This is a genomic window from Streptomyces sp. NPDC126510 (assembly GCF_040302345.1).
GTDB lineage: Bacteria > Actinomycetota > Actinomycetes > Streptomycetales > Streptomycetaceae > Streptomyces.
The window spans coordinates 190,203-203,050 of the sequence record NZ_JBEORR010000009.1 but is presented as its reverse complement, the minus strand read 5'-3'; the positions used below and the strand labels follow the sequence as shown (position 1 = coordinate 203,050).

15 protein-coding genes and 1 tRNA gene are annotated in these 12,848 nt (G+C 70.9%); 7 read left to right on the top strand and 9 right to left on the bottom strand.

The annotated features are described in order from the left end of the window. Positions 1-177 precede the first annotated feature (177 nt). The gene (locus ABTX60_RS15080) at positions 178-516 is read left to right on the top strand and encodes a hypothetical protein (RefSeq protein WP_352097480.1); all 339 of its coding nucleotides are present in this window, start codon (positions 178-180) and stop codon (positions 514-516) included. Between the two features lie 300 nt (positions 517-816). Here the strand turns inward: ABTX60_RS15080 and ABTX60_RS15075 are convergent, their stop codons facing one another. Continuing rightward, entirely contained in the window at positions 817-2,418 is a 1,602-nt protein-coding gene (locus tag ABTX60_RS15075) for a helicase HerA-like domain-containing protein (protein WP_352097479.1), read from the bottom strand. Positions 2,419-2,524: 106 nt separating this feature from the next. On the opposite strand from ABTX60_RS15075, the gene ABTX60_RS15070 reads away from it, so the two are divergent. Further along, the gene (locus tag ABTX60_RS15070) at positions 2,525-2,821 is read left to right on the top strand and encodes a type II toxin-antitoxin system VapB family antitoxin (protein ID WP_003999914.1); all 297 of its coding nucleotides are present in this window, start codon (positions 2,525-2,527) and stop codon (positions 2,819-2,821) included. 133 nt (positions 2,822-2,954) lie between these two features. After that, the gene (locus tag ABTX60_RS15065) at positions 2,955-3,572 is read left to right on the top strand and encodes a LytR C-terminal domain-containing protein (protein ID WP_352097579.1); all 618 of its coding nucleotides are present in this window, start codon (positions 2,955-2,957) and stop codon (positions 3,570-3,572) included. A 14-nt stretch (positions 3,573-3,586) separates the two neighbouring features. Here ABTX60_RS15065 and upp read toward each other — a convergent pair whose 3' ends face one another. Further along, entirely contained in the window at positions 3,587-4,222 is a 636-nt protein-coding gene (gene upp / locus ABTX60_RS15060) for a uracil phosphoribosyltransferase (RefSeq protein ID WP_352097478.1), read from the bottom strand. Between the two features lie 131 nt (positions 4,223-4,353). Between upp and ABTX60_RS15055 the strand changes: the two genes are divergently transcribed. The 4 genes from ABTX60_RS15055 (at position 4,354) to ABTX60_RS15040 (ending at position 6,024) form a co-directional block, all read left to right on the top strand. After that, positions 4,354-4,587, top strand: a complete 234-nt coding sequence (locus ABTX60_RS15055; protein WP_352097477.1) for a hypothetical protein — start codon at positions 4,354-4,356, stop codon at positions 4,585-4,587. A gap of 276 nt (positions 4,588-4,863) precedes the next feature. Beyond that, a complete protein-coding gene (locus tag ABTX60_RS15050) occupies positions 4,864-5,406 on the top strand; it encodes a tRNA adenosine deaminase-associated protein (protein WP_352097578.1) in 543 nt (180 codons plus the stop codon). Between the two features lie 56 nt (positions 5,407-5,462). Beyond that, positions 5,463-5,894: a tRNA adenosine(34) deaminase TadA gene (tadA, locus tag ABTX60_RS15045; protein ID WP_352097476.1), complete on the top strand. Its 432-nt coding sequence runs from the start codon at positions 5,463-5,465 to the stop codon at positions 5,892-5,894. Between the two features lie 45 nt (positions 5,895-5,939). Next, a tRNA-Ser gene (locus ABTX60_RS15040) sits at positions 5,940-6,024 on the top strand. Between the two features lie 65 nt (positions 6,025-6,089). Here the strand turns inward: ABTX60_RS15040 and ABTX60_RS15035 are convergent. From ABTX60_RS15035 to ABTX60_RS15005, 7 genes are all read right to left on the bottom strand, one after another. Beyond that, positions 6,090-6,374 (bottom strand): hypothetical protein, encoded by a 285-nt coding sequence (locus ABTX60_RS15035; RefSeq protein ID WP_352097475.1) that lies wholly within the window; start codon positions 6,372-6,374, stop codon positions 6,090-6,092. A 225-nt stretch (positions 6,375-6,599) separates the two neighbouring features. Next, positions 6,600-7,853, bottom strand: coding sequence for a tyrosine-type recombinase/integrase (locus ABTX60_RS15030; RefSeq protein ID WP_352097474.1), 1,254 nt, complete (start codon positions 7,851-7,853; stop codon positions 6,600-6,602). Positions 7,854-7,933: 80 nt separating this feature from the next. Further along, the gene (locus ABTX60_RS15025) at positions 7,934-8,167 is read right to left on the bottom strand and encodes an excisionase family DNA-binding protein (RefSeq protein WP_352097473.1); all 234 of its coding nucleotides are present in this window, start codon (positions 8,165-8,167) and stop codon (positions 7,934-7,936) included. 181 nt (positions 8,168-8,348) lie between these two features. Beyond that, a complete protein-coding gene (locus tag ABTX60_RS15020; protein WP_352097472.1) occupies positions 8,349-9,494 on the bottom strand; it encodes a DUF3631 domain-containing protein in 1,146 nt (381 codons plus the stop codon). Then, positions 9,491-9,757: a hypothetical protein gene (locus tag ABTX60_RS15015; RefSeq protein WP_352097471.1), complete on the bottom strand. Its 267-nt coding sequence runs from the start codon at positions 9,755-9,757 to the stop codon at positions 9,491-9,493. The genes ABTX60_RS15020 and ABTX60_RS15015 overlap by 4 nt, the downstream gene beginning before the upstream one ends. An 86-nt stretch (positions 9,758-9,843) precedes the next feature. Further along, positions 9,844-10,797, bottom strand: a complete 954-nt coding sequence (locus ABTX60_RS15010; protein WP_352097470.1) for a bifunctional DNA primase/polymerase — start codon at positions 10,795-10,797, stop codon at positions 9,844-9,846. A gap of 90 nt (positions 10,798-10,887) precedes the next feature. Further along, positions 10,888-12,672, bottom strand: coding sequence for a MarR family transcriptional regulator (locus ABTX60_RS15005; RefSeq protein WP_352097469.1), 1,785 nt, complete (start codon positions 12,670-12,672; stop codon positions 10,888-10,890). Between the last annotated feature and the right edge of the window lie 176 nt (positions 12,673-12,848).

The following is a 12,848-nucleotide window of genomic DNA, read 5'->3' as shown; positions in this document are numbered from 1 at the left end:
TGACAGCCGTCGGCGGGCACGTCAGCCGCCTGGTCCGTTCCGGGTGGCGGCCGGTTCCGGGCCGGTCGCAGCATGGACCATGACCGAGCCACCGAGCGGCTCCCCCGCGTGGGCCGAGCGAGCGGATCTCGCCGTCGGCGGGATGAACCGCGTGGCCGCCGCGGGGAATGACCTCCCGTGACCCCCGCACCGCAGCCGGTCCCCCGCGGCCCGCACCGGCACGCCTGGCTGCGGGTGCTCGTCCTGCTGCTCGCCCTCCTCGCACCCGGCGCCCACGCCGAGGCCCACACGGGATGGACGGCCCCCGTCTCCGGGGAGAACCCAACCGTCGAGTGCGACCTCTTCGACACGGCCCCGCGCCCACCGGCCCGGGGCGCCCGCCGCGTCGCCGTCCCACCGGCCACGGCCCCGATCCCGGGCCCCGGACCCGCGAACGCCGCACAGCGGCCCGTGCCCGTACCGCCGAGCCCGCCGCACGACCCTCGCCCCCTGCGTTCCGAGGTCCTGCGCTGCTGACAGGACCGGCCACTTTCCGGCCCGTCCGTCCCGCACGGAACCACGAAGAACGACCAGGAACGACGAGGAACCAGCCATGCTCCAAGACCCGTACGCGGTCCTGCGCGCCCTCCTGCGCGCGGAGGCCGCCCGCAGCACCCCCAGGCCCCCCTCCCAGCCGGACACGCGGAAGCCGCCGCAGCCCCCGAAGGGGAGAAGACAAGACCGCGGCTGACCCACCGGGACGGCGGAGGCGCCCCGACCCCTCCGCCGTCCCGGCGTCTGCCCCTGCCCCCTCCGCCGTCCCGGCGTCTGCCCCTCCTAACGCCTCCGCCGTCTCGAGCGACGCGCCGTGCCGAACAGCGACCGGGTGATCTCCCGGCCGATCTGCGTCCCCACCGACCTGGCCAGCGACTTGAAGACGCCGCTGTCGACCACCTGCTCCGCCATGGACGGCTGCTCCCGCGCCCGCCCACGTCGTTCGGGTGCCGCGTCCCGCATCTCGTCGGGCCCCTTCGCACCCCGGCCGCGCTCCAACCGCTCGTACGCCGACTCCCGGTCCACGGCCTGCGCGTACCGCTCGTACAGCGGCGACTGAGCGACGGCCCGTTCCAGAACCTCCTGCCCGAGCGGCCCCATCAGCGACTCGGGTGCCCGCAGCCGGGTCGCGGCGACCGGGGTCGGGGCGCCCCTCTCGCTCAGGACCGTCACGACCGCCTCCCCCGTCCCCAGGTTCGTCAGCACCTCTTCGAGGTCGTAGGGCGACTTCGGGAAGGTCCGCACCGTGGCGCTCAGGGCCTTCTGGTCGTCGGGGGTGAAAGCCCGCAGCGCGTGCTGGACACGGTTGCCGAGCTGGGCGAGGACGTCCGCGGGTACGTCCTTCGGGGACTGCGTCACGAAGAAGACCCCGACCCCTTTCGAGCGAATCAGGCGCACGGTCTGCGTGATCGACTCCAGGAACGCCTCGGAGGCGTCGTCGAAGAGCAGGTGCGCCTCGTCGAGGAAGAACACCAGCCGCGGCTTGTCGCTGTCGCCGAGCTCGGGCAGATCGTGGAAGAGATCGGCGAGCAGCCACATCAGGAACGTCGAGAACAGCCGGGGCCGGTCCTGTACGGCGCTCAGCTCCAGGACCGAGACGACGCCGCGTCCGTCCTCACCCGTACGCAGCAGCTCGGCCGTGTCGAACTCCGGCTCCCCGAAGAAACCGGACGCGCCCTGCGCCTCGAAGGCGGTGAGGGACCGAAGGATCACCCCGGCCGTGGCTGCCGAGAGCCCGCCGATCGTCCTCAGCTCCGGCCGGCCCTCGTCCGAGGTCAGGAAGGTCACGACCGCCCGGAGGTCCTTCAGGTCGATCAGCTCCAGGCCCTTGCTGTCGGCGTAGTGGAAGATCAGCGCGAGCGACTGCTCCTGGGTCCGGTTCAGCCGCAGCACCTTGGCCAGCAGCACCGGCCCGAATCCCGTGACCGTGGCCCGGACCGGGACGCCGCGCCCGATACCGCCGAGGGCGAGGTACTCGGCCGGGAAGCCGGTCGCCGCCCAGTGCTGGTGGACGTCCGCGGCCCGGCCCTCGACCCGGGCCTCCGGCCGGCCGGGCGCGGCGATCCCGGACAGGTCGCCCTTGATGTCGGCGAGGAAGACCGGCACGCCCTGGGCGGACAGCTGCTCGGCGATCAGCTGGAGCGTCTTGGTCTTGCCGGTGCCGGTGGCGCCGGCGACCAGCCCGTGCCGGTTGAGCACGGCCAGCGGCACCCGCACCTGCGCGTCCGGCAGGCACTGTCCGTCCCACAGCAAGGCGCCCAGCTGCAGGGCCGGTCCCGCGAAGGCGTAGCCGGAAGCGATCCGCAGGGCGTCCTGGGGAAGGGCGGCGGCGCGCTCGGACACCTCCGGGGCGGGGGCCGACGGCATGGTCTCGCGGTCCGGCATATTCACGCCCCTGTTCCCGGTTCGTACCGCCTTGCGGGGTTTTTTTCAGCGTCGCACCTCGGCGCCATGGCTGCGCCCGGAAGGTCTTGACCGGTAGGCTTTCCGTGTGATCTTCAAGCGCATCGGAAACGGCCGGCCGTACCCCGACCACGGCCGGGAAAGCACCCGGCAGTGGGCGGACGTCGCGCCGCGCCCGGTCCGCCTCGATCAGCTCGTGACGACCAAGGGTCAGCTCGATCTGGAAACGCTGCTCGCCGAGGACTCGACGTTCTACGGCGACCTCTTCGCGCACGTCGTGAAGTGGCAGGGCGACCTGTACCTGGAGGACGGACTGCACCGCGCGGTGCGGGCCGCGCTCCAGCAGCGCCAGGTGCTGCACGCGCGCGTGCTCGAGCTCGACTGATCGCTCGGCTGATCCCCGGCGGTCGCGGGTTGGCCCTTTCGGGTTCCACCGGGCGACGTCGAATGATCATCTAGTAGGCATCGCCGCCCGGGCGCACTACGCTGCGCTCATGAGCATGCTGACTCCCCCCGGCATGGGCGGCAAGTACCGCATCACGGGCAACAAGTACCCCAAGATGCGCCGGCCCCGGCGGCGCGGCAGGCTCGTCGTCCTGACCGTCGCGTCCGTCGTCGTCCTCGGTGTGGGCGGGTGGGGCACCCTGCAGCTCATCGACGTCTTCACCGGCGGCGGCAGAGAGGCTTCCGCGGCCGGTGACGGGACGGACTGCGGCATCAAGACCAAGGCGAGCCCCTCGCCCAGCGCCAAGGCCCTGCCCGAGCCGCGCACGATCACCGTCAACGTGCTCAACGCCACCACCCGTGGCGGTCTGGCGAAGAAGACCGCCGACGAGCTCAAGAAGCGCGGCTTCAAGATCGGCGACGTGGGCAACGCGACCAAGCAGTACGACAAGAAGGTCAAGGGCACCGGCCTGTTGCTCGGCCCCGCCGCCGCGCTCGACACCTCGCTGCCCGTGCTCGGCACCCAGCTCCCGGGCGCCGAACGGCGTACCGAGGCGGCCCGCGAGGGCGCTGCCGTCGACCTCGTCATCGGGGACGGCTTCAAGGAGCTGGCGAAAAAGCCGGACGCCGACCGGGCGCTGACCAAGCTGGCCACGCCCGAGCCGGCGCCCACGACGAAGAAGGGTTGCTGAGAGGCCCGTCCGGCCTACTCGGCGGCCCCGTACATCCGGTCCCCCGCGTCCCCGAGGCCCGGCACGATGTAGCCGTGCTCGTTCAGCCGCTCGTCGACCGATGCGGTCACGACCGTCACCGGCGTGCCCGCCAGCTCGCGCTCCATGATCTCGACGCCCTCCGGCGCGGCCAGCAGCACCACGGCGGTCACGTCGTCCGCGCCACGCCGGATCAGCTCCCGGATCGCCGCGACCAGCGTGCCGCCGGTGGCGAGCATCGGGTCGAGCACATAGACCTGACGTCCCGACAGGTCCTCCGGCATCCGCGTCGCGTACGTGGATGCCTCCAGCGTCTCCTCGTTGCGGATCATGCCGAGGAAGCCCACCTCGGCGGTCGGCAGCAGCCGGACCATGCCGTCCAGCATGCCGAGCCCGGCCCGCAGGATCGGCACCACCAGCGGCCGCGGGTGCGACAGCTTGACGCCCGTGGTCCGCGCGACCGGCGTCTGGAGGTCGACCTGTTCGGTGCGCACGTCACGCGTGGCCTCGTAGGCGAGCAGGGTGACCAGCTCGTCGGCGAGACGGCGGAAGGTCGCGGAGTCGGTGCGCTGGTCGCGCAGCGTGGTGAGCTTGTGAGCGACCAGAGGGTGGTCGACGACGTGGAGACGCATGTCCACAACATTAACCGGGCGGGGTGCCCCGGACCGCACGGCAAGCCCGCCCCGAGGCCGTGACCCGATCACCGGCGTCAACCGTCCGTCCGGGGGAAAGCGGAAAGGACGGACTAGGGGTGGTGAACCTGATGCCGGACCGGAAATTCCGAGACGATCCGCTGCCGCGCATATGGCCGGGGACGGGCCCGATGCCCGACCGGACGGACGGGGCCGACGAGTCCGACGCCGAGCGGCGCAGGCGTCGTGCCCGGTTCCTGCGCGATCTGGCCGAGGCCCGGGCGCTGCGCGACCGCGTCCAGCCGCGCCGCGCCAAGACGGCCCGGCTGCGGCACGCCATGCGCATGCGCACCTTCCGCTGGTAGGAAACGGGTGAGGAAACCCCCGGCAAAGATCACGAACCGCGCGGAGATTGTCGCGGGTGACCGTGCGTGGAGCGGGGCAAAGCCGCGTACGATCCGCAGGTGGCGGCAACGGGCGTGCGAGCGGAACTGCCGGACACAGGGAGCCGAAGACGTCCCCTGAACGCCTTGTTTCTGCCACGATTCCGAGTGGGTGGGGCTCGGACGAGCACTCCCCACCCGTAACCTCCGCCGGGGGGACCCCCAACCGGCACGCCTATGACCAGTGGGAGAGTCACGGTGTACTTCGCCGCACTGCTCGCGCGCACCGAAGACGGGTGGGAAGCGAGCGACACAGAGCTCGACGATGTGGAAACCCTGTCGGATCTCGCCGACCTGGCCCGTGAAGCCTCTCCCGACGAGGACACGGTGCTCGTGCTCATCGAGCAGGAGGACGCCTGGTTCGGCGTCGTCCGCGTGGACGGGGAGGAAGACCCTCGCATCTACGTCTCGGACGCCGCCGCCGCTGCCCGCAGCAGCTACGGCGAGATCCTGCTGACCGACGAGCTGCTCGGCCGGGATCCGGACGACGGTGCCGACCTCGACGCCCTCGATCTCGACGGCACCGAGGACGGTGAGTCCGACGGGGACGACGAGGATGCCGAGAGCGGCCCCGGGGCGGTCGCCTCCGCCGAGTCCGTGCCGCACGGCCCGGTCGGCGACGCGCTGATCCTGGACGACATCGGCGTGAGCGAGAAGCAACTGCGCCTGATGTCGACGGACGCGGTCACCGAGATCGCCGAGTCCCTGGGCGCCTCGGAGACACTGGAGGCCGTCCGCTGACCGGTCGTGGCAGCGCCAGAGCGCCGGATCCGGTCCGCGACCCCTGGCGGACCGCGATGCGACTCGCCCTGGACGAGGCCGCCGAGGCCGTCCGGGGCGGGGACGTCCCCGTCGGCGCCGTCGTCCTGGCCCCGGACGGCACGACCGTGCTCGCGGCCGGGCACAACGAACGCGAGGCCGGTGGCGACCCCACGGCCCACGCGGAGCTGCTCGCCCTGCGGCGGGCCGCGGCCGCCCTCGGCACGTGGCGGCTCGCCGGCTGCACCCTCGTGGTCACGCTGGAGCCCTGCACGATGTGCGCGGGCGCGATCCAGCAGTCCCGCGTCGACCGGCTCGTCTACGGCGTCCGCGACGAGAAGGCCGGCGCGGCCGGCTCCCTCTGGGATCTCGTCCGGGACCGGCGGCTCAACCACCGGCCCGAGGTGATCGAGGGCGTGCTCGCAGAGGAGTGCGCCGGGCCGCTCACCGACTTCTTCCGCGGTCGCTGAATACCGATTTCAAAGCACGCTGCTCCTTGCTGTAAGGTCTCCCTCGGTAGCGTGTCCGAGCGGCCGAAGGAGCTCGCCTCGAAAGCGAGTGTGGCGCAAGTCACCGAGGGTTCAAATCCCTCCGCTACCGCAGGTAGACGAAGGGCCCGGTTCGATGAACCGGGCCCTTCGTGCTGCTCCGTCTCAGTTTCCGTCTCAGTTGGCCGTACAACAGCGACGGGAGCGGTAGAACCCACCCGCCCAGCCTCTGGTACGACCCGGGATCCCGACACCCCGCTGAACGGTAATGACCATGACCGGGCCGCCACCGAGGACGGCGGCGAGCGCGGCCACGGCGGCCCACTGACCAAGCGCCGCAGCCACAGACATCAGCACGATGATCACGACCACTCCGATGCCCGGGAGCCCTTTCAGGCCTCTTGCCGGAAGAGTGCTTTCACCGTCGTACCCGCTTCGGGTACGGTCGGGAATGAACGTCATCGCTTATCCCTTCTCACTGGCGAGTGATGGGTAGTAGTGACTCTCGCGACGGAGGGCTTCAGTCGATTGCTGGCAGGCGTGACTGAAGTACCCTCCGTCCGACCTGAGTTGGTCGTGAGGTTCCCCAGAGCATAGCGCGATCACGGGACCCCGAGACGGGTTGGACCACAACATCTAGTGTTTCAGCGGGATCCAACCACTAGATATAGGGATCCTCACCGAGTTCTACATCTCGGGCGTGTCCCTGATCCGGCCCTCTCCCCCGGTCGTCCAGATCAGCCCGTCGACCTGCCGGGCGACATCGCTGCGGACGGAATCGACCATGTGTTGGTACCGCGCGGCCATGGCGGTAGTAGACCAGCCCATGAGCCCCATCACAGCCCGCTCGGAGACTCCGAGAATCAGCAGGACGGTAGCGGCCGTATGCCGTGCGTCGTGCAGCCGGCCGTCTCGGACCTTGGCGTCGTCAAGCAGTTCCTTCCAGTCGTCGTAGTCCGTCCGGGGCGACGTGCCCCGCCCAGTTGGCGTAGCGAAGAGCCATCCTTCGTCCGTCCAGTCGCCACCGGCCGCCGCGCGTTCGACCTCCTGCTTCACCTGGTGTGTCCGCAGCAGGTCTACGAGCTGTGCGGGCAGCCCGACCGCGCGCCGTCCCGCACGAGATTTCGTGTCGGCGGTCTCCGGGTTGGTCCGCTGACGCTGCGGGCAGTACCCGGCCTTCCTGCCGCAGGTCTCACCACACCCGTGGGCGTAGCGCGGCCGACGGCGGCTTCGACGGACCATGAGCACTCCTCGTTCAAGGTCCACGTCCGTCCACTTGAGGCCGAGCGCCTCACCCTGTCGGAGTCCGAGGGCCAGCGCGACGGCCCAGCGCGCGGAGTTACGACGGTTGTCCGCCGCGCGCAACAGGCGCTGCACGTCGTCGACCGTGTACGGCTCAATCTCTTCCTCGCTGACGCGGGGCGCCTTGGCGAGCTGGACGGGATTGCGGGCGAGGTGGCCACGTCGTACCGCCTCGTTCAGCGCGGTGCGGAACGTGCGGTGAATCTGGTGGATCGTCCCGGCCTTACGGCCGTCGGCCACCATGCGCCCGTAGAAGTTCTCGATGTACTCCGGCTTGAGCTTGTCCAGCCGGTGAGCACCGAGGGCGGGAATCAGGTGCTTCCGCACGGCGACGCCGTACCCGACCATTGTGTTCTCGTTGACGGCGAGGGGGGCGATGTTCTCGACCCAGTGGGTCAGCCACGTCTTGACCGTCCAGGGGCGGCCCGCCTTCCGGATGCTCTTGGCGTCGCGCTGCTGCTCCAGCTCACGGACGGCGGCGGTCACCTCGGCGCGTGTCTTGCGTTCGACGTGGCGTCGGTCAGGCTTGCCATCATCACGAATGCCGACGGTCACACGGCCGTGCCACTTGCCATCGTTGCCCAGGTAGATAGAGCTGCGGCCGTTGGGCTGCCGAGTGCGCTTCTTCTCTTCCGCCACGGGCGGACTCCTTCAGATCGGGGTGTGGAAACGGCCCGGGACGCCACCTCGTGGCGAGGTGGCGTCCCGGTGTGAGGTGATCAGGCGGCGCGCTGCTCAGCGCGTCGGCGGGCGAGGTAGGCGGCCGGAGCATCAGCGGGGACGCGCCGGAGTCCGCCGATCATCAGGGACTCCAGCTCTCCGGTGCGGATGAGGGCGAAGCAGGTAGTGCGGCCGATGCGGAGGCAGCGGGCGGCCTCTTCGACGGTCAGAACAACCGGGGCGGGGTCGCCAGCCTCAGCTAGGGGTGCGATCTCCACAGTGGCGATGCTCATGGATAGGTCTCCTCTAGGACTGTCCGTCGGGGGGTCCCTCTGAGGGCCGCTACTTCCGCTACCGCCGCTACCGAGCAGGTCAGGGGCCTGTTCGCGGTAGCGGGAAGGGGTAGCGGTAGCGGATGGGTAGCGGCGCGGTAGCGGCAACCACGGCCCGTTGCCACTACCGCGTTAGTGCTGGTCAGGCTGCGTTTTCGGCGCCCGGTAGCGGAGGTAGCGGACTTTCCGGGGGAGGGGGGCAGTAGCGAGCCCACGCGTCCCGGAGATCGGCGGCGTAGTAGCCCTTGAGCACGCTCCCGGCGGCCTTGATGTTGCGGGACGTGATGGGCTCGTTGTCCGCCGTCATGTACTCCGCGAGCATCCGCGACAGCCGCCGGTTGTCGAGCGGCTTGCCGTTCAGATCGGCCCAGGGCGCGTCGTCCAGGGCGTTGAGCCGGTCGAGGATGGCGACGGTGGGCAGGCGGTCGATGCCGACCATGACGTGATCGCGCAGGTCGGTCAACAGCCGAACGCCCAGACTGCCCTTGTCGTTGGCTTTGGACGCGGTCACCAGGCTCACGCAGGCTGCCCGCGCCCGCTCGGGCCAGTCCCCACCGGCCGCGTCGGCGACGGCGAGCAGGGGTTCCCACACATCCGCCGGCCGGTCGCTCACTCCGTCCGGCATGTCCGGCCACGCCCCCATGACGAACCCGCGTGCCTGCTCTGCCCACTCGGCGAGCCGGTCACGGAGCTTGTGACCCTCCGCCTCGTGGATGCGGGCCCGGAAGGGCTCCACCTTCTCGTTCCTGGCCCGGCGGCGCATGCGGATGATGACGGAGCGGCTCAGGATCGTGTCCGGCAGCGAGCCGAGACCGGCGACCGCGACCGCGCAGTACGAGGGGAAGGCCTGCACGGTCTGCTGTCCGCCGTCGCCGATGCACCGGTAGGTGACCCCCGTGCGGCGGTGTCCGGCGTTGAGGAACCCACGCAGCTCCTCGTTGTCCCCGGCCTTAGGACCAAAGACCGTGTCGATCTCGTCGAAGAGGATCGTGGGCTTGCCGTTACCTGCAGAGACGGACCGGAACAGGGCGGCGGCGGATGCGTTGACGGCCGTCATGGGCTGCGGCACGAGCGTTTCAACGATCTCCAGTGCCCGGGTCTTGCCCGACCCCGGTTCGGGGGACAAAAAGGCGACGCGGGGGGTGGAGTCGAAACAGTCGAGCAGGTGGGCGTGCGCGTCCCACAGGGTGACCGCTACGAACGCGGCTTCGGTAGGGAAGACGTTGAAGCGTCGGTGGAAGGCTTCCACCTCGTCGAGCAGCGCGGCGCCGTCGATGGGGCTGGTCATGCGGCGGCCCTTCCTTCCTGGGAGTTGCGCAGGGGGCACACGATGCGGTGTGCGGCGTGGTCGTCGATCAGGGCGAGCACCCGGGGCTTCCCGATCGCTGAGCGGTCGCGTCCGCAGGCGCACCGCGAGGTGGCGGTGGGGACGGCGCCGCGCGGTGCCACGATGTGCAGCCACGCGACGGGACGGCGGCCGTCGTCGCCGTGCGGGTCAGGACTACAAGCAGTTCGGACGCCCTGACGGGCGGCGCCTTTCGGTTCGCCCACAGCCGTCGCGTCCACAGGCTGTGGAGCGATATACGGGCCGGTGAGAGTGTTGGTGGGGCAATCCAGGGCGGGGGGAGTCGGCGCCGTCATGCCGCCTCCCGTGGGGTGGCGTGGGCGATGACCCAGTCCAGGGCGCTGCGGATGGTGGTGCGGCACTCGGTCGGCGGCAGGCCCGTAGCCTCCCCCGCCCCCTGGATTGCCTGCTCCACCACGTGCCGGGGGATGTCGCCCCACGCCACGAACCGCCCCACCTTGCACGCGCTGCGGTGAAGCGTGTTGTTCCGCCCGTTCGGCCCGCCCTCGGTGGCGGAAGCGATGACGGCGCACTCACGCTCCAGGGCGACCCGTGCCGCGAGGGTGCCGTCATGGACGCGCACGGGCACGGGGGCGGGCTTGTCCTGCTCCGTGAGCAGCGCGGTGAGCCACGCGGGGAGTTCGGCTACGGGTGCCTCGTGGTCGACCTCGTAGACGCCGTCAGGGGTGGTGCTGCCGGGGGCGACGACGTAGCCACCCCACGCGCGGGTGTCGATGTGCGGCCCGAGCCGGTCAACGCTGCACTTCAACCGCACCCCTGCGGGGGCGGTGAAGTAGAGGTGTTCACCGCGCGCGGTCCGCACCCGGTAGGTGTCGGGGAGGACCTGTCCGGCGCGCTCGCAGAGCGCTTGCAACGAAGTGGCGCCGTCAGGCGCTCCTTCTGGCTCTTCCGCCTTGACCGGGTCGAGATCGATGACGAGCAGCCCGGCCGGGCCGGTCGCGATCCCAACGTTGTAGGGCCGGTGGGCCCACGCGGCGTGGATCAGGGCGGGGTCGGTGGTGGCCCGCTCCTCCGGAGTGCGGTGCTGGTCGGCGCACCGCCCGGTGCCGGGGCAGGCGCGTTCGGCGTGTCCGGCCGGTCGCTTGCTGCCGGGGTGGAGCGGGATGACGGGCCAACCGCGTTCGGCCGCCGTGAGGGCGGACGCGAGCAGCGGCAGACACTCCAGGGAAGCGCTCGGCAGTAACGACCGGTGCCTGTCTCGCCGGATGCTTGTGGGTTGGGTCATGCTGGATGTCTCCAGTTCGTTGTGAGCGTGCTGGATTGGCGGCGGCCCCGGTTCTTGGTCGGATGGGGGTCGCCGTCGTCGTGTGGTGGATCAGGCGGCGGCGGACTCGTCGCCGCGCGTGGTGGTCAGTCGGCCGTCCTGGGAGCGGACGACCGTGCCGCCAGTGGTGAGGGCCTTGACCGCCTTGGACACAGCTCCCTTGGACAGGCCCGTGAGCGTGACCAGGTCCTTCTGTGCGACCGGTTCGGTGGCGGTCTCGATGGCCTTGAGCACGCGGGCGGTGGCGTTGTCTGTGGCGGGCTCATCCGACGCCGTGGCTTTGACGAGCGTGAGCGTCGGGGCGCCCGCGGCTTCCACCATGGGCGTGGCCGTGCGGGCCCAGGGCTCACGGTCGGGCAGGGCGATGACGACGGCCTTGTCCATGTAGCGGACCTTGACCGGGTCGGGCTTGCGCTTGCCGTCCCGGATCAGCGCCACACCCGGCACGGGCAGTTCGTCGGCGTTCCAGCCCTTGGCTTGTGCGTCCTCACCGAGGACCACGCGGGCTTCGGCCGGCGTGCGCACGGCCAGGCAGATGGAGACGCCGATCTGCGGGGCGATCTGCTTGGGGATGCCGTCGCCGATGGTGGGCTTTTGGGTCATCCACCACAGGTCGATGCAGGCTGCGCGGCCCATGCGTGCGATGGATTCCAGGGCCGGGAGTGCGGAGCGGGTGGCGGTGCGGGTCTTGCCGTCGCCGGTCTCGGTGTCGTAGGGGACCTTGTCGGCGGCAGTCATGACCTCGGCGCCCTCGTCGACGACGACCGTGATGCGCGGCCGGTCGGGGGTGGGGGTCCAGGTGTCCTGGCCCTTGGGCAGGATGCTGAGCCGTTCCAGCATCTCCGTCTCCAGCTCGTCGGTCACGTCGATGACCTCGTGCGGGGTGGACGCGACGCGGGCCCGGTGGTCCCACAGGCGACCTTCCACGCGCTTGAGGTCGATGATGACGAGCGCGTTCGTCTCTCCCTCGGACGCGTCGAACAGCAGCGGCCGGGAGGCCACCGACTTACCGGCGCCGGAGCGTCCGGCGATGAGCAGCCGTTCCCCCAGCGGCACGGTGACCTGCTCGCCGGTGACGGTGTCGATGCCGAGCGAGCGCCGCTCCGGGGTCCAGGTCAGATCGTCGCCGTCGGCCGCGCTGCGGGTGCGCAAGGTGAGTTCGGCCCAGCCGCCTTGCTTGCCCGCCTTGATCTGCATGCGCAGGCTCGTGCGCGCCCCCAGCAGGGCCCGAACGTGATCCTCGGCGCCGCGCAGCTTGGTCGCTGTCCATGTGCCGTCGAGGCGGACGGCGCACACGATCCCGGCTTCGGTGAGCTTCGGTCGGCCGGTCAGCGTCCCGGCCAGGCCGCGCTGTTCGGCGTGCTCCTTCCAGTGCTGCGGCTGAAGACGCTTCAGCAGCGCCGACTCCTCAGCGGTGGGCTTCAGGCCGGTGGTGTCGCGCTCGCGCACCGCGATCCACACCGACAGGGCGGTGACGGCGGCGACGACGGCGACGGCCGACCAGATCCACGCGCGGGCGGAGACCTGCGGCAGCCACACGTACCCGGCGACTCCGAGCGCGGTGGCGGTCTTGGTGGCGAACAGCCACATCGGGTCCGGCACACGCCGCTTGGCCGTGCGCAACTCCCGCTCGGCGCGGTGGCGGATGGGGGTGACGCCCTCGGGGTCGATAGCGCGCGCCGTGGCGAGCGCACGGCGAGCGTCGCGCACGAGGGGCTTGCGTTCGGCGCGCAGGGCGCGGCGGCGCTCGGATTCCTTGCGCCAGTGATCGGCCGTCCAGCGGGCGGCGGTGGCTGCGTACTGGCGATGCGTCCGCCAGACTTGTCCGTGACTCACAAGCGATCCTCTTCTCAGGGATGGTGGGTTGGTGGTGACGGGCCCTGCGACGGCCCGTCACCACACGTGCGGGTTACGCGGAGTGAGCAGGTTTCCGGTTTCCTGGTTTCCGAGGCGGCCCCTACGCGCGTGCGCGCGAGGGCGGAAACTTCCGTCACCCTGCGTCGCTACGGAGG